The sequence below is a fragment of the Primorskyibacter flagellatus genome (assembly GCF_014638275.1).
GTDB classification, from domain to species: domain Bacteria; phylum Pseudomonadota; class Alphaproteobacteria; order Rhodobacterales; family Rhodobacteraceae; genus Pseudooceanicola; species Pseudooceanicola flagellatus_A.
In genome coordinates, this window is sequence record NZ_BMFJ01000001.1 from 1,006,305 (window position 1) to 1,025,017 (window position 18,713).

Consider the following 18,713-nt stretch of genomic DNA (forward strand, 5'->3'; position numbering starts at 1 on the left):
CATGCCCGGGTTTGATCCGGGCATTGTTGCGGCATGTCATCCACGGGGCGAGCCCGAGGATGACAGCCTGGTTTACTCGGCAGCGCGCAGGGCGGCCGCGGGGGGCTGGTCGGGACTGGTGGTCTCGATCGGCCAGATGAGTTCCGGTGCCCTTGTCCGGCGGGCGGCGCGGCGCAGGGCCCAGTCCTCCGCAGCACGGGATCCGCGGCCGAAGGAGAGACGGGCGAGCAGCTGCGCGAACCAGCGGACGTAGGTCCAGAACCAGACCCGCAGCGCCAGAAGCGAGGGAGTCACCACCAGCGTCAGCACGGTCGCCACGCCAAGGCCGAAGACCACTGCCGTCGCCAGCTGCTTCCACCAGAGCGCGGTCGGGCTGTCGATGGAATAGCCGCCCGCGAAGAAGTCGAGGGAGAGGCCGAACATCATCGGAGCAAGGCCCGCCATCGTCGTGATCGTGGTCAGCAGAACCGGGCGGATCCGGTCTTCGGCCGTGCGGATGATCGCCTCGATACGGGGCATGTAGGCGGAATATTCCTGGAAGGTGTCGATCAGCACGATGTTGTTGTTCACCACGATCCCGGCGAGCGCGACGATCCCCGTCCCCGTCATGATGATGGAGAAGGTCTGGTCCATCACCAGCATGCCGATCAGCACGCCGGTGGTCGAAAGGACCACGGCCAGCAGCACCAGAACGGAGTTGTAGACGGAGTTGAACTGCGCGAGCAGGATGATGAACATCAGCCCGAGCGCACCTGCAAAGGCCTGACCGAGGAAGGCGGAGGATTCCTCCTGATCGGCCTGGTCGCCGGTCCATTCCCAGGTGATGCCGGCGGGCAGCGGGTCGGTTTCAAGCCATTTGGTGAGTGTTTCGATCCGTTCGTTGGCGGTGATCGGAACCGTGGTGGTCTTGCCCTCGTCGTCCGTCGTTTCGGTGGTCAGGCCGTCAGCTATGGCGGCCTTCACGTCGTAGAAGCGCTTCTGGTCGATGCGGTCGATCTTGGCCAGTTTCGCCACCGGCTCGCGGGTGATGAAGTTCGAAAGGGGCACGAGGCCTTCGGTCGTGCGGACCTTGAGCGTATCGAGGGTGGACAGGACGCGATCGCTCTCGGGCAGGCGGACGCGGATGTCGATCTCCTCGTCCGAGGTGTCGACGCGCATGGTGTCGAGCAGCAGGCCACGGGTGACAAGCTGCACCATGGCGCCGACCGTGGCGACGTCGGCGCCGTAGCGTCCGGCCTTTTCCACGTCCACGTCGATCTGCCAGTCGATGCCTGGCAGGGGCAGCGTGTCCTCGATCAGGCGCAGGCCGTCGAGCTCCTCGAACTTCGCGCGGACCATGGCGGTCGCCTCGCGCAGCGGGTCCCAGTCGTCGCCCATGATGCGCAGGTGCACGGGCTTGGCGGAGGCCGGGCCCATGTTCGGGGCGATGATTTCCGACTGGATGCCGGGGATCTCAGCGATCTGTTCGGTCAGTTCGGCGATGACGAGGTCGCCGTCCAGTTCCGGACGATCGCGGCGGTCTTCCCACGGGATGATTTCCAGCTGGACCTGCCCGACGGTGTCGAGCGGGGGCTGCGCGCCGCCGGTGTTGGAGTTCAGGCCGCCGTCACCGGCAAAGGCGAAGGCATTGAGAACGCCGGGATGTTTCAGCACGACCTCCTCGACCTCGCGCACCAGTTCGTCCTTCTGGGTGAGGGAGAGATTGCCGCGCGCCCGGACGTAGACGATGGCCTGTTCGGGTTCGGATTCCACGAAGAATTCGGTGCCCTTGTTGTTCGCGCCGTAGACCTGGAACGTGGTGAGCACGAAGGCGACGACGCCCGCGATCACGACCAGCGGCATGATCGGGTTGCCGGCGAGCAGCTTGATGAACATGCCGAAGGCGGTGCGGCGGTGGCCGGAGGTCACCCGGGGCTTGCGCCATTCGATCTTGGCGGCGCCGATGGTCACGGAGGCCGCGAATGCGCCGAGGCAGAAGATCACGAAGCCGGGAAGGAAGGCCATGAACCCCTCTGCCGGCATCTCGCCGCCGAAGAGGTAGCCGGGATTCACCGTCTCCATCGCGCCGAGGAAGACGAGGTAGAGCGCGGCGGGAACCAGCAGTGCGCGCAGCCACCACGGCGCGACGCGGGTCAGCCATGCGGACATGCGCGACAGGGTGCGGGAGAAGCGCCCGGTAACCCCGCCCATGACCGGCAGATAGACCAGTGCGACAACCAGCGAGGCGGAGAGCACGAAGATCAGGGTGACGGGCAACATGCCCATGAATTCCCCCGGAACGCCGGGCCAGAAAAGCATCGGCAGGAAGGCGCAGAGCGTCGTCGCGGTGGAGGACACGACGGGCCAGAACATGCGCTTGGCGGCCTCGGTATAGGCCGTCATCGGGCCGACGCCTTCGGAGATGCGCTTGTCGGCGTATTCGACCACAACGATGGCCCCGTCGACCAGCATGCCGACGGCGAGGATCAGGCCGAACATGACGATGTTGGAAATCGTCACGCCCATGAGGCCAAGCAGGACGAAGCACAGAAGGAAGGAGGTCGGGATCGCGAAGCCGACCAGCAGCGCGGGGCGGGGGCCGAGCGCGGCGAGCACGACGATCATCACCAGCGCGATTGCGGTCAGCACCGATCCTTCAAGCTGGGACACCATGGAACCGACGACGCGGCTCTGGTCGTTCGACGTGCCCACGGTGACGGCGGCTTTCAGTTCCTCGGGCCAGTCGGCCTGCGCCTGCTCAACGACCTGCTTCACCTCTGCGGCGGTGTCGATCAGGTTGAAGCCCTTGCGCTTGACGACCTGCAACGCGGTTGTGCGGTCGCCGTTGAAGCGCGCGGTGCCGAGCCGGTCCTCGAAGGTGAGGCGGATGTCGGCAAGGTCGCCAAGTGTCACGACCCGGTCGCCGTTGCGTTTCACCGGCAGGGAGTAGATGTCACGCGGTTCGTCGAAGGACCCGGGGATCTTGACGGAGAAGGTGCCGGTCGGGGTTTCGACCTCTCCCGCCGCGATGAGCAGGTTGTTGTTCTGGACGACGTTGATGAGTTCGCCGGCGGTGACGTTGTAGCTTTCCAGCCGCAGCGGGTCGATCACGACCTCGACCATCTCGTCCCGGTTCCCCGCGATCCCGGCTTCGAGAACGGAGTCGATGCCCTCGACCTGTTCCTGAAGGTCCTTGATGACCCGCGCCATGGTGCGTTCGGGAACGTCGCCGGTCAGGTTGACGATGATGATCGGAAATTCGGAGAAGTTGATTTCGTTGATCGTGTATTTCTCGAACCCGTCGGGGAACTTGCCCTCGGCCGTGGACATGGCGTCGCGCACGTCGGCCATGACCTTGGACTTGTCCCAGCCAAATTCGAATTCCAGCGCGATCCCGGCGTAGCCTTCCGCCGCCGTGCCGGTCATCTTCTTGAGACCGTCGAGGTCCGAAAGCTCCGTCTCCATCGGCTTGACCAGCAGGGTTTCGCTGTCAGCGGCAGAAATGCCGGGGAAGGGGACGGAGACGAAAAGCGCGGGGATCTCGATGTCCGGCTCGCCTTCTTTCGGCAGGGTGGCGTAGGCCAGCCCCCCGGCGGCGAGAGAGAGCACGATGAAGGCAAGCACCATGCGGGCGCGCGCAGCGGCCCAGTCGATGATCCCGGTCATTCGGAGACCTCTTTAAGCGTGGGGGCGACGGGCACGCCGTCGATGACATAGTCCTGGCCGATCACGATGACCTGCGCGGTATCGGGCAGTCCGGTGACCCAGGCGCCCTGGGCGGTGTCGCGCACCAGTTTGACGGCGTGGAAACCGGCCATATCGCCCGCTTCGACGGTACGCACGCCAAGCGCGCCCTCATCGTTCAGGGTCAGGGCGGACTGCGGAACCAGGTGTGCCTGCGCGCCCGCGGCCTCGATTGCGATCTCGGCGGTTTCGCCGCTGCGGATGCTGAGATCGGGGTTGGGGACTTCGATCTCCACAAGGAAGGTGCGGGTCTGCGGATCGGCGGAACGGGAGAGGAAGGTCACCTGTCCCATGAGCTTGCGGTCGGTCGCGGCGAGCCGTGCGCCCGCCCGCGCGCCGGATTCGACCCGGCCGATTTCGGTTTCCGGAATATAGCCGATCAGCTTTATGGGATCGAGCTGGATCACCGTCGCACAGAGTCCGCCGTTCTGGAGGAGAGAGCCGAGTTCGGCGGTGTCATCCTCCAGCAGTCCGCCGAAAGGGGCGTGGATCTTGGTGCGGGAGAGTTCGCGCTTGGCAGAGGCGACGGCGGCCTCGGCGGACCGGATGGCGGCCTGCGCGGTGGCCAGTCCGCCCTCGGCCTGGGCGACGGCGGCCTCGGCGGAGCGGGTCGAGGCCTCGGCAGAGGCGACGCGGGTGTCGGAAGCGAAGCCGCCCTTGGACAGTTTCTCGGAGGCGTTCCGGTTGATCTCGGCTTCCGCCAGCAGGGCCTTGGCTTCCTCAACGCGGGCCTCGGCGGAGGGGACGGAGGCCACGGCTTCGGCGAGACGCGCCTCGGCCTCGGCTAGCGAATCCTCTCGCGTGCCCGGGTCCAGTTCGCAGAGCAGGTCTCCTTCGGACACCTGAGCACCCTTGCGGATCGGAGAGGAAATCACGGTACCGGCGGTTTCGGCCCGCAGTTCCACGCTGCGGGCAGAGTCGGTCTGGCCGCGCAGGATGACAGCGCTGTCGATTACGCGCGCCTCGGACATGATGGTGACGACCTTGACCGGCTTGTGGGCCGGGGCCTTCTGTTCCGCGGCCTCTTCCACGGCGGGGGCTACGGCAGCTTCTGCCGGTGCTGCGGCCTTGGTTTCCGCTGCTGCGGGGTCATCCTTCGCGATGGCGACGGCGGTTTCGATGCCTTCGCCGCGGGCGAATGCCATGACCGCGTCGCGTTCGATGATAATTCCGTAAAGAAAGGCGGTGACCAGTATCGCCGTGATGATCGGGATGAGGCGCATGGAACTTATGACCCTGGTGGTGCGTTAAACTCGTTTGCTCCGAAGTAGCAATGTAAAACGGATTTACAAGCCCCCCGCAGCATATTTCTGAACTATACAGTTTAGACAGCATTGCTGCAATGCCGCATACGGCGTCTGCGACCTTGCGGCGCGAAATCGCAGGTCGGGCAGGTGGCCTTGGCAGGCCGGGAACGACAGGGTAAGACGGGCCGGACCAGAATACGGAGTTACCCTTGAGCCAGTCGGATTCCTTCATTGATGAAGTCACGGAAGAGGTCCGCCGGGACAAGCTCTTCGCAAGGATGAAGAAATACGGCTGGATCGCCGTATTGGCCGTGATCGTCATCGTCGGCGGCGCCACATGGTACGAGATCCGGCAGGCGCGCGTGACGGCGGAGGCTGAGGCGCTTGGCGATGCCATGCTGACCGCGCTCGAGCAGGGCGTGCCGGCGGAACGGGCCACGGCGCTGGACGCGGTGGCGACGGAGTCGCCCGGGGCGGCGGCGGTACGAGATTTCATGCGCGCGGCCGAACTGACCCAGGGCGGGGACGAAGCGGCGGCGGCGGACCTGTACCGCCGGATCGCCGCGGACGGAGAGCTGCCGCTGATCTACCGATCTCTCGCCAGCTTCCGTCTGCTGGCATTGACCGGCGACGAGATGGAGCCTGCGGCGCTGCGGTCCGCCTATGAGGATCTGGCCGCGCCGGGTGCGCCGCTGCGCCTGATGGCCCTGGAACAGGTCGCCATGACCTACGTTGCCGAGGGCAACGAGGAAGAGGCCCTGACCCGTCTGCAGGCGCTGCTGGACGAGGCGGGGGCGACACCGGACTTGCTTCGCAGGGTTTCTCAGATGATTGTGGTGCTTGGCGGTACTCCGGGTATTGCCGACGAACAGGCCGGCGCGGCGGAAACGACCGAATAGCCGTGACGGATCAAGGACAAGAAGGGTTGGGGGCGCAGGGAATGACCATGCAATCTGTGGCGGACCGGGCGGGCCTTTGCGGGCTGGCCGGACTGACGGGGCGGGCTCTGGCCCTCCGGCTGATGCTGGTCGCGGGCATCGCGATGACGGCGGGCTGCGCGGAACGCGACGATATCCTGCCCGGCAAGCGCGAGTCGGTGGATGCGATCCTGTCGGACCAGCCGGCAGAGAGCGACGTGGACCCGGTGAACCGGTCCGAACCCGTGGCGATTCCGGCTGCGGTGTCCAACGCCAGCTGGACGCAGCGCGCGGGCAGCCCGGCAACGCGGATCGAAAACGCGGCGCTCTCGGCCTCTCCGCAACTGATCTGGTCCGCGAATATCGGCGCAGGTGACGGACGCAAGGGCCGCATCACCGGCGACCCGGTGGTGGCAGAGGGGCGGGTCTTCACGCTGGACAGTGCGGCCAACGTGACGGCGGTGTCGACGGGGGGCGGGGCGCTCTGGTCGCGCAGCCTCGTGCCGCCGACGGACAATGCGGGCGACGCGACGGCGGGTGGCCTGGCCTATGGCGGCGGGCGGCTGTTCGTGTCCACGGGTTACGGGCTGCTGACCGCTCTGGACCCTGCTTCGGGCGCGATCCTGTGGGAACAGGACCTCGACGCGACGGGGACCGGCACGCCGACCGTGGCCGGGGACCTGGTCTACGTGATTTCGGGTGACGCGACGGCCTGGGCCATCGACGTCGCCAATGGCCGCGTGCGCTGGCAGATCAGCGGCACGCCAAGTCGCAACAGCCTGATCGGCGGACCTGCCCCGGCAGTCTACGGCGACACGGTGGTCTTCGCCCATGCCTCGGGAGAGGTGCAGGCGGTGGACCGGACCGAAGGCGTCGGCAAGTGGGGTGCCGTGGTGGCGGGGCGCCGGCGCGGCTATGCCAAGTCGGCGGTCGGCGACATTTCCGGCGATCCGGTGATGTCGGGCGGGCGGCTTTACACCGGCGTCCAGTCGGGCGCGATGGTGGCACTGGATGCCGAGACCGGCGAACGGCTGTGGCAGACCAGGGAGGGGCCGATGTCCCCGGTCTGGGCCGCCGGCAATGCCGTCTTCCTGGTCTCGGATCTGAACGAGGTGGTGCGCGTCGATGCGACGAGCGGCGAAAGGGTCTGGGGCCACAAGCTGCCGCTGTTCGTCAAGGACCGGCCGCGCCGCCAGCGCGACGTCTATGCCCATTACGGTCCGGTGATGGCCGGGGGGCGGCTTGTCGTGGCCTCGGGCGACGGGGTGCTGCGCTTCTTCGATCCGGCTTCCGGTGCGACCGTGGGGCAGGTGGCAATTCCGGGCGGGGCGAGCTCCAACCCCGTGGTCGCGGGCGGGACGTTGTATGTCGTGTCGCAGAAGGGCCAGTTGCTGGCTTTCCGTTGAGCGCGGAATAGGCTATCGGGGCGGCTTACCCCCTCCCTGACCCTCCCCTGGCAGGGGGTGGGGATGCGTTTCGCGGGGGATCAGCGGAGGACCCATGTCCTTTACACTCGCCATCGTCGGACGGCCCAATGTGGGCAAGTCGACCCTGTTCAACCGTCTGGTCGGCAAGCGGCTGGCGCTGGTCGATGACCAGCCCGGGGTGACGCGCGATCTGCGGGAGGGCGCGGCGCGGCTTGGCCACCTGAAGTTTACCGTCATCGACACCGCGGGGCTGGAAGAGGCCACCGACGAAAGCCTGCAGGGTCGGATGCGCAAGCTGACGGAGCGGGCGGTGGACATGGCAGACGTCTGCCTGTTCGTGATCGACGCGCGGGCAGGGGTCACGGCCTCTGACCACGTGTTCGCGGAGATCCTGCGCCGCCGGTCCGCCCATGTGATCCTTGCCGCCAACAAGGCCGAGGGGCGTGCGGGCGAGGCGGGTCTGCTGGAGGCTTACGAACTGGGCCTTGGCGAACCCGTGCGCCTGTCTGCGGAGCATGGCGAGGGGATGAGCGACCTCGCGGCGGTTCTCGACCCGATCGCGGAACGCTTTGCCGCGCAGGCCCGTGAGGACGCCCGACGGATGGAGGCGGAGGGCATCGCGCCGGAAATGGACACCGATGTGGACGAGGAACCGGAGGAGGACGAAAGCTGGCGTCCTTCCGACGAACGTCCGTTGCAGGTGGCGGTCGTCGGGCGCCCGAACGCGGGCAAGTCGACGCTGATCAACCGGATCCTCGGCGAAGAACGCCTGCTGACGGGACCGGAGGCGGGAATTACACGGGATTCGATCTCGCTCCGCGTCGACTGGGACGGGCTGCCGGTGCGGCTGTTCGATACGGCGGGCATGCGCAAGAAGGCGAAGGTGCAGGAGAAGCTGGAGAAGCTCTCGGTCTCGGACGGGCTGCGCGCGGTGAAATTTGCGGAGGTCGTCGTCGTCCTGCTGGACGCGGCGATTCCGTTCGAACAGCAGGACCTTCGGATCGCCGACCTTGCGGAACGCGAGGGTCGGGCCGTGGTCATCGCGGTGAACAAATGGGACCTCGAGGACGACAAGCAGGCCAAGCTGCGCGACCTGCGCGAGGCTTTCGAGCGGCTTCTGCCGCAACTGCGTGGCGCGCCGCTGGTGACCGTGTCGGCGCGGACGGGACGGGGGCTCGACCGGCTGCAGGCGGCAGTACGGACGGCGCATGAGGTATGGAACCGGCGCGTTTCGACAGCAAAGCTGAACCGCTGGCTGATCGGCATGCTGGAACAGCATCCGCCCCCCGCGCCGGGTGGACGCCGGATCCGTCTGCGTTACGTCACCCAGGCCAAGACGCGTCCACCAGCCTTTGTCATCATGTGCTCTCATCCCGAAGCGGTACCGGCGAGCTATACCCGGTACCTGGTGAACGGGCTGCGCGCGGATTTCGACATGCCGGGTGTGCCGATCCGGCTGTATCTGCGGTCGCAGGCCGAGAAGAACCCCTACAAGGGCCGCAAAAAGTCCACGCCGTCGCGGTTGCGCAAGCATCTTGGCTAGACCGCATCGGCCAAGGCGCGGGCGGAGGGGTGCGCCTCCGGCGGGAGTATTTCCGGCAAGATGAAGTTGCGTGATTTTTTCTGCATCGCGGCGACGGAAAGAGTGAGGGTGTGCGTTTGATCTCCTGAGGCACCCAGCCAAGGAGACAGATATGACCCATGACGCGCACGTACATGATCTTGGATTTTCGCACGACCTTCCGCGTCTGATCGGGCGGCGGCGGATGCTGGGGATACTGGGCGCGCTCGGGCTGGCCGGTGCGGCGGGACCCGCTGCGGCGCTCGATTGCGTGGCGCTTCCGTGGGAGACGGCGGGGCCCTATCCGGCGGACGGGAGCAACGCGCGATCCGGTCAGGTGGTCAACGCTCTGACCGAGGCCGGGGTGGTGCGGGAGGATATCCGCGGCTCCTTCAACGGGCGCAATGGTGTGGCCGAAGGCGTGGACCTGACGCTGGAGCTGTCGCTGGTCGACGCGGCGGGCTGCGGTCCGCTGGCTGGGCATGCGATCTATGTCTGGCACTGCGACGCAGAGGGGCGCTATTCGCTCTACGATCTGGCGGAGGAGAATTTCCTTCGCGGTGTCGGTATTGCGGATGGCTCGGGTGCGGTGCGGTTCCGGACCATTGTGCCGGGCTGCTACGACGGGCGCTGGCCCCATATCCATTTCGAGGTGTTCCGCTCCGCCGAGGCCGCGGTAAGCGGTGAGGCTTCTGTCCTGACGGCACAGATGGCGCTGCCGAAGGACGTGTCTGCGGCGGTCTACGCCGGGGATGTGCGCTATGAGGATGGTACGCGCAATCTCGGGCGGATCAGCATCGCGCGGGACAATGTGTTTGGCGACAACTCCGCGGCGGAAATCGCGCAGCAGACATTGGTGATGCGCGGCAGCGTTGCGGAGGGGTTCGCCGGTACGCTGACGATTCCGGTGGATTTCACGGCGGAACGGCGGGTCATGGCACCGCCGCCAGGCGGGCCGAAGCCGCAGCGCGCGGGCGATTGAGGCGGGCCGCTTTCCGCCATTGGCCTGCGCACGGTCCGAGCCGGGCCTTGAAGCTGCGGTGCGCCGCCGAAGGTGTGGCGGGAGCCTGCCGCCCGGCGAAACGGGGGCTGTCACGGCGGCGGCTTCCGGCTGGCGAAAACTATGGAAACCGGCGGGGTCGTGCGCAAAATGCGATTCGGTTTCATGACGGTGTGCCAGTGGGTTGCGGTGCGATCCTCATGTCGCCACCTTGGCTGGCGACGGAACACACACGCCGTCGCAAACCTGAAAACAGGAGACTACAGATGACCAAGACACTCACCCTCACCGCCGCGATCCTCGGGCTGGCGGCGACGCCGCTGCTGGCCGAGACGATGGTTCAGGACACGGACGGGAACGGGGCCTATTCGCTTTCGGAGCTCGTGGTGGTCTATCCCGACCTGACGCCCGAGATCTTCGGTCAGATCGATACCGACACCAGCGGCGACGTGAGCGAGGCCGAACTGGCCGATGCGGTGGACGCAGGCGTCCTGGCCGCGGGCTGATGCGCATGATGTGACGGGTTTCTCCCTCCCCGTCGGGCCGCATCCGGGTGACCGGGTGCGGCCCTTTTCCGGTCAGACGAGGGTGCCGTCGGCAGCGAGCGTAGTCTTGCCGCCAAGCCAGGGGTGCAGCGCCTCCGGCAGTTTCACGGAACCGTCGGCCTGCTGGCCATTCTCCAGCACCGCGATCAGCGCGCGACCGACGGCCAAGCCGGAGCCGTTCAGCGTGTGCACATATTCCGGCTTGCCGTCCTTCGGGCGGTAGCGAGCGTTCATCCGGCGCGCCTGATAGTCACCGCAGACCGAACAGGAGGAGATCTCCCGATAGGTGTTCTGTCCGGGCAGCCAGACCTCGATATCATGGGTCCGGCGCGCGCCTGCGCCCATGTCTCCGGTACAGAGGACCACGGTGCGGAAGGCGATGCCGAGGCGGCGCAGGATGCCCTCCGCGCAGTCCGTCATGCGGTCGAGTTCGGCGCGGCTGTGGTCGGGATGGGTGACGGAGACCATCTCCACCTTTTCGAACTGGTGCTGGCGCAGCATACCGGCGGTGTCGCGGCCCGCGCTGCCGGCCTCGGAACGGAAGCACTGGGTGTGGGCCACGAAGCGGCGGGGCAGGTGGCTTTCGTCGGTGATGGTGTCGTTGACGATGTTGGTCAGCGTGACCTCGGCCGTCGGAACCAGCCACCAGCCCTCGCGGGTCTGGTAGCTGTCCTCGCCGAACTTGGGCAGCTGGCCGGTGCCGAACATCATCTCTTCTTTCACCAGGACCGGGGTCCAGGTTTCGGTCAGGCCGTTTTCGCCGGTATGGGTGTCCAGCATGAACTGCGCGAGCGCCCGGTGGATGCGGGCTACACCGCCGGACAGCACGACAAAGCGCGCGCCCGACAGCTTGGCCGCGGTTTCGAAATCCATGCCGTTTTTGACGGCCGGGATCTCGTAGTGCTCCAGCGGGGTGAAGTCGAAGGTAGGCGGCGTGCCTTCGCGGCGGAGCTCCACGTTGTCGGCCTCGTCCGCGCCGTCGGGCGTGTCGTCGTAGGGCAGGTTCGGGATGGTCAGCAACAGGTCCGTGAGCTGCTGATCCAGGTCCTTCGCCTCTGCCTGCATGTCGGCGACGCGCTGCTTGGACGCGGCGACGGCGGCGCGCAGGCGTTCGAATTCGGCCTCGTCCCCCTTGGCCTTGGCCGCGCCGACCTGTTTGGCTGCGGCGTTGTTTTCGGCCTGGGCAGATTCGGCGGCATGAATGCAGGCGCGACGCTTTTCGTCGAGCGCGAGGATCTCGGAGGAGACAGCGGACACTCCGCGACGGGCCAGGGCGGCGTCGAAGGCGGCAGGGTTTTCGCGGATGGCGCGTATGTCGTGCATGTCTCTGTTTCCCGGAATCGGTTGGTCGTGCGCCCGCTTATGGCGGATTTTCCGGCGCTGCAAAACCGTTCAGGCGGGGATGACATCGCCCGGCAGCGGCGCAGGGCTCTGCCAGCCGTCGGGGCCGCGGTGAAAGCGCACGGTATCCTGCGCGGCAAAGACATCCTGCGCGGTGGCGATCCATCGGGTCACGGTCAGGTCGCTGTCGGAGGTGTCGGAGCCGATGTCGATCACCGCAAAGTCATTCGGCTCGCCCCTGTTGCGGTTGGACAGGCCTGTGCCGCAATGGATCTGCAGGACCGCCGGGGCGTCCGGATCGGGCGGGGAGACCACGCGCCAGCGGTGCAGGTGGCCGGAGAGGATGATGTCGGCGCCGGCTTCGGCCAGCGTCTTCAGGCCCCATTCCGCGTTGATCATCGGGGATTTCGTACTGTCGCCGGGCAGTTCGAAGGGGTGATGCGCCACGATGACGTTCAACCGATGCGCGGGGCCCGACAGGCAGTGGCGGGCGGCTTCGCGGATCTCGCGCCGGGTGGCCCATCCTGTCTGCCAGCGCCAGGGCGACATGGTGTTGATGCCGATGACGGCGAGGTCGGGATGCATCCAGGCGGGGGACAGATCGGCGGAGATATGGCGGATGTAGTTGGAGAAGGGCCGGAAGAAACGCCGGAACGGGCGATGGACCGGCAGGTCATGATTGCCTGGCACGCAGAGCACGGGGGCAGAGATGTGGTCGATGAAAGTACGCGCGGCACGGAACTGGCTGGAACGTGCACGCTGCGTCAGGTCGCCGGAAATGGCGACGATGTCGGGGCGCAGGCTGTTGAGCGTCGCCAGCAGCGGGCGCATGAGCTCCGGCCGGTCGCGGCCGAAGTGCAGGTCGGACAGGTGGATCAGTCGCAGGGTCATGCTTCGGGCGTGCGGACCGGATCGGGGGCGATGACGCGCAGGATGTCGGGATGCACGCGGAAACGGAACGGGCTGTCCATCTCCTCCTTCTCGCCGTCGAAGGCGACGAGCCGGCGGGACTGGCGGGTGGAGATGGTGACGCTTTCGCCGCTGAAAAGTTCCATGTCACGGCCAAGGCGTGCGGTGCGGCCGGCGAGGCGGATGGCGGAAAGTATCATTCGGAAGCGCCCGGTGTCCGGGGCGACAAACAACGCGAAACGGCCATCTCGGACATCTTCCGCGCCGGGCAGGTCGAACTGTTCGATCTGGTAGGAGGAATTGGCGACGAAGGCGAGCGGGGATTTCTTGCGGATGCGCTTCCCGTCGGCCTCGATCTGCATGGACAGGGGTTTGCCAAGCGTGGACAGCGCGCGGATCACCGACCAGTAAGCGGCAATGCGGGATCGGCCCCATTTGCGGTAGATGCCTTCGCGCTGATCGAGGATCGCCGGATAGGCCCCGAGCGAGGCGTTGTTGAGGAATACGCGGCCATTCACCTCTCCGATCGCAAAGGGACGGGCAGGGGCATCCAGCAGCAGGCGGGCCGCAGCGGAGGGGTCTTCGAGCGGCAGGTCGAGGGACCGGGCGACGTAGTTGAAGGTGCCGAGGGGGATCACGCCAAGCGCGGGAAGCGTGTCACGGCTGTCGCGGGCCTTGAAGATGGCGGAGGCGACGGCGGCAATCGTCCCGTCCCCGCCCGCGGCGGCGACCACGTCAAACCCTTCGTCGACGGCCTGCCGGGCAAGTTTTTCGAGGGAGTCGCCCTTTGCGGCTTCTCGCAGGTCGCAGCGGCGATCGCCTTCGCAGATCGTTCTGCGGATCCCGTCGAAAAGGTCCGGGTCTCGTTTGCCCGAGCCGGGATTGGCAATCACGCAGATGCTGCGTGCGCGGTCAGGGACCGGGGCGGCCTGGTCCGGAGCGGAGGGGGGCTGGGTCATCAGGGTCATGTCCGGTCCTGGCCGTTACTGTGTCGTGGCAGTCCAACGCGCCGTACCGCGCTGATGTTCCATGAAAAAGGGGCCGCCGAAGCGACCCCTTTGCCTGATCTCGTCAGCAGGTTACTGCTTTTCGAATTCCGGCATGGCTTCCAGTTCCTCTTCCGCCATGGCGGTGTAGATCCGGACTTCCTCGCTGCCGTCCTGACGCAGGATCTGCAGGTCGGTGAGCTTCAGGGCAACCGGCTTTTCGCCGATCCCGAGGAAACCGCCAACGTCGACGATCGCATCGGTGATCTCACCCTGCTCGGTGACGATCAGCTCAGAGATTTCGCCAACCCACTTGTCATTGGCGTCATAGACCCGCGCGCCGTCGAGGTTCTCGGCGGTCAGGTACTCGTTTTCGACCGGGGTGCCGGACATGCCGGTTGCAGCATCGTCAGAAGCGGCCATGTCGGTGGAACCGGCAACAGGTGCGGTTTCATCCGCCGCTTCATCCGTGGCGGCCATGTCGGTCGATTCTTCCGCCGGAGCAGCTTCGTCGGTTGCTGCCATATCAGTCGACTCTTCGGTCGGCGAAGCTTCCTCGGTCGCAGCCATGTCGGTCGATTCCTCGGCCGGAGCAGCTTCCTCGGTAGCAGCCATGTCGGTCGACTCTTCGTCGGTCGTCACGGCATCATCTGCGGCCTCGGCCGTGGCTTCGGCGCCGTTTTCGATGGCTTCGCCGGTGTTCTCGGCGGCATCGGCGACGTTTTCACCGGCCTGCTCCATGTTCTCGCCGGCCTGGTCCATGTTGTCGCCAGCTTCGGTCGCCGGCTCCTGGGTCGCGGCCATGTCGGTCGCGGGGGCGTCGGTCATTTCGGCGTCAGCTTCGGCGGACTCCTCAGCGCCAAAGGCCGGTGCGTCGCCAAGCGTGGCCGGATCGGCGTTCAGGACGAGGAAGAAATCGGCTGCGTCCTCGGTGGAGCTGTCGGACACGAACTGCACCTGGTCAAGGTTGACGGCGACCTGGCGCTCGCCAATGCCGAGGAAGCCGCCGATGTCGATCAGCACGGCTTCGACCTGACCTTCGCGGGACATGATGACGTCGTTGATCTCACCGATGTCTTCCCAGGCGTCGCTTGCACCTTCGGCTTCCATGGTGTCGCCGGAGTCGGCGGCGGCGTAGACACGCATGCCGAGGAAGTCGGATGCGTGGATCTGCCCTTCGGACATTTCCGACATGTAGGGGGAGGTGGCCTGAGCGTCCTGAGCATAGACAGCACCGGCGGAGCCGGCGGCGATCAGTGCGGTTGTGAGCAGAAGATGTTTCATCGTTTCTCTCTCTTTGACGTTTGGGTGCGGGCTGTGCCGCTTCATGCAGGGCCAACACAATTCCGTGCGCTGTGGTTCCGGGCGAATTGTTTCAAAATCGTTAAGGACTGGCTAAAGGTATGACGTGGGGTCTTTTTCCTGTGACAGGGTTGGATAGGGTAAAGATATGTCCGTCGAGTCGCTTCATCCCCCGCTAGCCGTAACATTGGGTGATCCCGCCGGGATCGGGCCGGAGGTCGCGCTTCGGGCGGTCACACGTCCGGGCACGCCGCGCTGTGTGCTCATCGGCCCCCCGGCTGCCGCGGCGCGGGCGCGCGACCTTGTGGCGCCCGACGTGAAGATCACCGTCGTCGACGCTCCCGAGGCCGCGCTCAAAGTGGCCAACGGGGTGGCGCTGATCTCCTCCTCCTCAAGCCAGGCGCATCCTTACGGCATGGTATCGGCTGAGGCCGGGCGCATGGCATACGACGCGATTCTCGCCGCGATATCGCTCGCCAAGGCGGGGCGTGTGTCGGGGATCGTGACCGCCCCGATCCACAAGGAGAGTTTTTCGGCCGCCGGTGTGCGTTTTCCCGGACATACGGAGATGCTGGAGGAATTCAGCGGCGTGCGCGAAGCGGGGGGCCGCGTCGCGATGATGCTGGCGAACGAGGTGCTGCGCACGGTTCTGGTCACGATCCATGTCTCCCTGCGTGATGCGATCGCTCAGGCCGATTTCGCGGCGCAGAAGCGCGCGATCCGGCTGGCGCACAAGGGGTGTCAGGCCTTCGGGATCGGCGCGCCGCGTATCGCGGTCGCCGGACTCAATCCCCATGCCGGGGAAGGCGGACTGTTCGGGCGGGAGGAGGTGGACATCATCGCCCCCGCAATTGCCGAAATGCGGGCCGAGGGGATGAATGTCAGCGGGCCCTATCCCGGCGACACGGTCTTCATGCAGGCGCGCCAGGGGAAGTTCGACGTGGTTGTCGCGCAGTATCACGATCAGGGACTTATTCCGATCAAATACATGGGCTTGGATCGCGGAGTTAACGTGACGCTCGGACTTCCCTTCGTCCGGACGTCACCCGATCACGGGACGGCATTCGACATCGCGGGACAGGGCGTGGCCAACCCGGCGTCGATGGTCAACGCGATCCGGATGGCGGACAGGATGGCGCGGGCGCGGCGGGGTTAGACCCGGCGCAGCGCCAGCACGGCGTTCAGCCCGCCGAAAGCAAAGGCGTTGGACAGCGCGACCTCGACCTTGGCCTCGCGCGCCTCGTTCGGAACGACGTCGAGCGCGCATTCCGGGTCCGGTTCCTCATAGCCGATGGTCGGGGCGATGACGCCGTCGCGCAGCGCCATGATGCAGGCAAGCAGTTCGACCGCGCCGGTGCCGCCGATCAGGTGGCCGTGCATCGACTTGGTCGACGAAATCATCACCCGGTCGGCGTGCTGGCCAAGCGCATCGGCAACGGCGGCGCATTCGGTCTTGTCGTTGGCGGCGGTGCCAGTGCCGTGTGCGTTGATGTAACCGACCTCCTCGGGGTTGATCCCGGCGTCGGCCATCGCGCCGGAAATCGCCCGCGCCGCACCCTGCTTGGAGGGCATGACGATGTCCGAAGCGTCGGAGGTCATGGCGAAACCGATGACCTCGCACAGAATTTCCGCGCCGCGCTTTCTGGCGTGCTCCATCTCCTCGAACACGAAGATGCCCGCGCCTTCGCCCTGTACCATGCCGTTGCGGTTGGCCGAGAAGGGGCGGCAGGCGTCCTTGGACATGACCCGCAGCCCTTCCCAGGCTTTCACGCCGCCGAAGCAGAGCATGGATTCGGACCCCCCGGTGACCATGGCCGGGGCCATGCCGGTGCGGATCATCTGGAAGGCCTGCGCCATGGCATGGTTGGAGGAAGAGCAGGCGGTGGAGACGGTGAAGCTCGGCCCCTTGAGGTTGTATTCCATGCTGACATGCGACGCGGCGGCGTTGTTCATCAGCTTGGGCACCACGAAGGGATGCACCCGGTTCTTTCCGTCCTCGTAGACCGACCGGTAGTTGTCGTCCCAGGTCGACACGCCACCGCCCGCGGTGCCAAGAACGACACCGGACTTGGCGGCGAGCTCTCCGATGAACTCCAGCCCGGACTGGCTGATCGCCTCCTTGGCGGCGGCGAGCGTGAACTGGGTGAAACGGTCGTACAGCGCCATCTGCTGGCGATTGAACTGGGCGTCGGCTTCAAAGCCCTTCACCTGCCCGCCGATGTTGATCGACAGCCGTTCCACATCCCGGAATTCAAGCTGGCCGATGCCGCAGCGTCCTTCGCGCATGGCTTCCAGCGTTTCCGGCACCGAATGGCCAAGCGCGTTGATCGTGCCCGCCCCGGTGATGACAACACGTTTCACGCTGTCTGTTCCGCCACCAGCTTTTCGATTCCACCGACAATGGCCGCGACGGAGGAAATGTCGAAATCGCTTTCCGTCGGTTCGTTTGCGTTGAACGGCACCTGGATGTCGAAGGCCTCTTCTATGGCAAAGATGGATTCGACCAGGCCGAGGCTGTCAATGCCGAGGTCCTCGAGCGTGGACTCCATCGACACGTCGGAGGCGTCGATCATGGCCTGATCGGCGATGATTTCGATGACCTTGTTCTTGATATCCATGACCACTGCCCCCCTCAGACACGAGTTGTGCGGGATTTAATCATTCTGGTCCGACTTGAAAACCGCTTTCTGTAGCGCGGCCACCTGTTCGAACAGCCGGGGCAGGCGGCGCTGGAGCTTGTAGGTTTCAAGATGGGTGTCCATTTTCACGCCGGGATAGCCCAGGATCACGCGTCCGGCCGGTATCTTGTTCAGGATCTTGGTGCCGCCGCCCGCGACCACGTTGTCGCCCACGGTGGTGTTGTCCGTCACGCCGACCTGACCGCCGAGGATCACGTTGTTGCCGATGACGGTTGATCCGGCCACCCCGACCAGCGCGGCGAACAGGCAGTCACGCCCGATCTTCACATTGTGTGCGACGTGGCAGAGGTTGTCGATCTTGCAGCCGTTGCCGACCTCCGTCGGGCGGATCGTGCCGCTGTCGATGCAGGAATTCGCGCCCAGCTCCACATCGTCGCCGACGATCACCGCGCCAAGGGAATGAATACGGATCCAGCTCTGGCCCTCCGCCGTGACGTCGCCGCCGAGAGAGGCGCGGGCCTGTTCGACGGTGGAGACCTCGGCCGTGACGAAGCTGTGGCCATCCGATCCGACCACGGCGCCGGGCTGCGCGATGAAGCGGGCGCCGATCTTCACGCGGGCCATCAGGCGCACACCGCTGTGCAGGGTACCGTCCGTGCCGATTTCGGCATCGGTGCCGATGTAGCACTGCGGGCCGATCACGCAGTTGTCGCCGATCTTCGCACCGGGGCCGATATAGGCCATGGGCCCGACCGTCACGTCGGTGCCGATGGTGGCGGAGGGTTCGATCATCGCGGTCGGGTGGATGCCACGCCCGTAGCCCTGTCCGGTGTCCATCATCCGGGTGAGCCCCGCCATGGCCACGCGAGGTCGTTTGACGAGGATCGCGGCGGACAGGCCCATGGATTGCCAGTCGGCATCCTCCCACAGCATCGCGGCGCGGGCGCGGCCCTCGGGCAGGCCCTTGGCGAAGTCTGGTTTCATCGCCAGCGCGATGTCGTCGGGCCCGGCACTGGCCGGTTCGGCGGCACCGGTGACAATCAGCGCGGTATCGCCGGCGGCGGTGGCGCCGACGGCATCGGCAATGGCCTGGATGGTGTAGGACATGAGAGGGTC

15 protein-coding genes are annotated in these 18,713 nt (G+C 66.2%); 6 read left to right on the forward strand and 9 right to left on the reverse strand.

The features are described 5' to 3' along the window. Positions 1-72: 72 nt before the first annotated feature. The gene (locus tag IEV87_RS04940; RefSeq protein ID WP_188476550.1) at positions 73-3,645 is read right to left on the reverse strand and encodes an efflux RND transporter permease subunit; all 3,573 of its coding nucleotides are present in this window, start codon (positions 3,643-3,645) and stop codon (positions 73-75) included. Continuing rightward, on the reverse strand, positions 3,642-4,946 hold the full coding sequence (locus tag IEV87_RS04945) for an efflux RND transporter periplasmic adaptor subunit (RefSeq protein ID WP_188476551.1): 1,305 nt from the start codon (positions 4,944-4,946) through the stop codon (positions 3,642-3,644). The genes IEV87_RS04940 and IEV87_RS04945 overlap by 4 nt, the downstream gene beginning before the upstream one ends. 233 nt (positions 4,947-5,179) lie before the next feature. Between IEV87_RS04945 and IEV87_RS04950 the strand changes: the two genes are divergently transcribed. The 5 genes from IEV87_RS04950 (at position 5,180) to IEV87_RS04970 (ending at position 10,381) form a co-directional block, all read left to right on the forward strand. Then, positions 5,180-5,869, forward strand: coding sequence for a hypothetical protein (locus tag IEV87_RS04950; protein WP_188476552.1), 690 nt, complete (start codon positions 5,180-5,182; stop codon positions 5,867-5,869). 41 nt (positions 5,870-5,910) lie between these two features. After that, positions 5,911-7,293 carry an outer membrane protein assembly factor BamB family protein gene (locus tag IEV87_RS04955; protein ID WP_229737427.1) on the forward strand — a complete coding sequence of 461 codons (1,383 nt, stop codon included), beginning with the start codon at positions 5,911-5,913 and terminating at the stop codon, positions 7,291-7,293. Positions 7,294-7,387: 94 nt separating this feature from the next. After that, on the forward strand, positions 7,388-8,857 hold the full coding sequence (der, locus tag IEV87_RS04960) for a ribosome biogenesis GTPase Der (protein WP_188476553.1): 1,470 nt from the start codon (positions 7,388-7,390) through the stop codon (positions 8,855-8,857). A gap of 151 nt (positions 8,858-9,008) precedes the next feature. Further along, positions 9,009-9,857, forward strand: a complete 849-nt coding sequence (locus IEV87_RS04965) for a dioxygenase family protein (RefSeq protein ID WP_188476554.1) — start codon at positions 9,009-9,011, stop codon at positions 9,855-9,857. A 284-nt stretch (positions 9,858-10,141) separates the two neighbouring features. Next, positions 10,142-10,381 (forward strand): EF-hand domain-containing protein, encoded by a 240-nt coding sequence (locus IEV87_RS04970; protein ID WP_188476555.1) that lies wholly within the window; start codon positions 10,142-10,144, stop codon positions 10,379-10,381. A 72-nt stretch (positions 10,382-10,453) separates the two neighbouring features. Here IEV87_RS04970 and serS read toward each other — a convergent pair whose 3' ends face one another. The 4 genes from serS to IEV87_RS04990 form a co-directional block, all read right to left on the reverse strand. Next, complete coding sequence (serS, locus tag IEV87_RS04975) at positions 10,454-11,743, reverse strand: serine--tRNA ligase (protein WP_188476556.1); 1,290 nt, start codon at positions 11,741-11,743, stop codon at positions 10,454-10,456. A 69-nt stretch (positions 11,744-11,812) separates the two neighbouring features. Further along, positions 11,813-12,652, reverse strand: coding sequence for a metallophosphoesterase family protein (locus IEV87_RS04980; protein WP_188476557.1), 840 nt, complete (start codon positions 12,650-12,652; stop codon positions 11,813-11,815). Continuing rightward, on the reverse strand, positions 12,649-13,638 hold the full coding sequence (locus tag IEV87_RS04985; RefSeq protein ID WP_229737429.1) for a diacylglycerol/lipid kinase family protein: 990 nt from the start codon (positions 13,636-13,638) through the stop codon (positions 12,649-12,651). Before IEV87_RS04985 ends, IEV87_RS04980 begins: the two co-directional genes overlap by 4 nt. Positions 13,639-13,749: 111 nt before the next feature. Then, positions 13,750-14,940, reverse strand: a complete 1,191-nt coding sequence (locus IEV87_RS04990; protein WP_188476558.1) for a PRC-barrel domain-containing protein — start codon at positions 14,938-14,940, stop codon at positions 13,750-13,752. A 166-nt stretch (positions 14,941-15,106) separates the two neighbouring features. Between IEV87_RS04990 and pdxA the strand changes: the two genes are divergently transcribed. Further along, on the forward strand, positions 15,107-16,114 hold the full coding sequence (gene pdxA / locus IEV87_RS04995) for a 4-hydroxythreonine-4-phosphate dehydrogenase PdxA (RefSeq protein WP_188476559.1): 1,008 nt from the start codon (positions 15,107-15,109) through the stop codon (positions 16,112-16,114). Here pdxA and IEV87_RS05000 read toward each other — a convergent pair. The 3 genes from IEV87_RS05000 to lpxD are packed head-to-tail and all read right to left on the reverse strand — an operon-like array spanning position 16,111 to position 18,704. Then, positions 16,111-17,319: a beta-ketoacyl-[acyl-carrier-protein] synthase family protein gene (locus IEV87_RS05000; protein ID WP_188476560.1), complete on the reverse strand. Its 1,209-nt coding sequence runs from the start codon at positions 17,317-17,319 to the stop codon at positions 16,111-16,113. The genes pdxA and IEV87_RS05000 overlap by 4 nt on opposite strands. Continuing rightward, positions 17,316-17,576, reverse strand: a complete 261-nt coding sequence (locus tag IEV87_RS05005; protein WP_188476561.1) for an acyl carrier protein — start codon at positions 17,574-17,576, stop codon at positions 17,316-17,318. The genes IEV87_RS05000 and IEV87_RS05005 overlap by 4 nt, the downstream gene beginning before the upstream one ends. Positions 17,577-17,612: 36 nt before the next feature. Beyond that, positions 17,613-18,704, reverse strand: a complete 1,092-nt coding sequence (lpxD, locus tag IEV87_RS05010; RefSeq protein ID WP_188476562.1) for a UDP-3-O-(3-hydroxymyristoyl)glucosamine N-acyltransferase — start codon at positions 18,702-18,704, stop codon at positions 17,613-17,615. Positions 18,705-18,713: the final 9 nt, after the last annotated feature.

Bases quoted from the DNA above. Each gene is read 5' to 3' on its own strand.
- IEV87_RS04965 (WP_188476554.1), top strand. From the start codon at position 9,009: ATGACCCATGACGCGCACGTACATGATCTTGGATTTTCGCACGACCTT.
- serS (WP_188476556.1), bottom strand. From the start codon at position 11,743: ATGCACGACATACGCGCCATCCGCGAAAACCCTGCCGCCTTCGACGCC.
- IEV87_RS04980 (WP_188476557.1), bottom strand. From the start codon at position 12,652: ATGACCCTGCGACTGATCCACCTGTCCGACCTGCACTTCGGCCGCGAC.
- lpxD (WP_188476562.1), bottom strand. From the start codon at position 18,704: ATGTCCTACACCATCCAGGCCATTGCCGATGCCGTCGGCGCCACCGCC.
- IEV87_RS05005 (WP_188476561.1), bottom strand. From the start codon at position 17,576: ATGGATATCAAGAACAAGGTCATCGAAATCATCGCCGATCAGGCCATG.
- IEV87_RS04955 (WP_229737427.1), top strand. From the start codon at position 5,911: ATGACCATGCAATCTGTGGCGGACCGGGCGGGCCTTTGCGGGCTGGCC.
- IEV87_RS04990 (WP_188476558.1), bottom strand. From the start codon at position 14,940: ATGAAACATCTTCTGCTCACAACCGCACTGATCGCCGCCGGCTCCGCC.
- IEV87_RS04940 (WP_188476550.1), bottom strand. From the start codon at position 3,645: ATGACCGGGATCATCGACTGGGCCGCTGCGCGCGCCCGCATGGTGCTT.
- der (WP_188476553.1), top strand. From the start codon at position 7,388: ATGTCCTTTACACTCGCCATCGTCGGACGGCCCAATGTGGGCAAGTCG.
- pdxA (WP_188476559.1), top strand. From the start codon at position 15,107: ATGTCCGTCGAGTCGCTTCATCCCCCGCTAGCCGTAACATTGGGTGAT.
- IEV87_RS04985 (WP_229737429.1), bottom strand. From the start codon at position 13,638: ATGACCCTGATGACCCAGCCCCCCTCCGCTCCGGACCAGGCCGCCCCG.
- IEV87_RS04945 (WP_188476551.1), bottom strand. From the start codon at position 4,946: ATGCGCCTCATCCCGATCATCACGGCGATACTGGTCACCGCCTTTCTT.
- IEV87_RS04970 (WP_188476555.1), top strand. From the start codon at position 10,142: ATGACCAAGACACTCACCCTCACCGCCGCGATCCTCGGGCTGGCGGCG.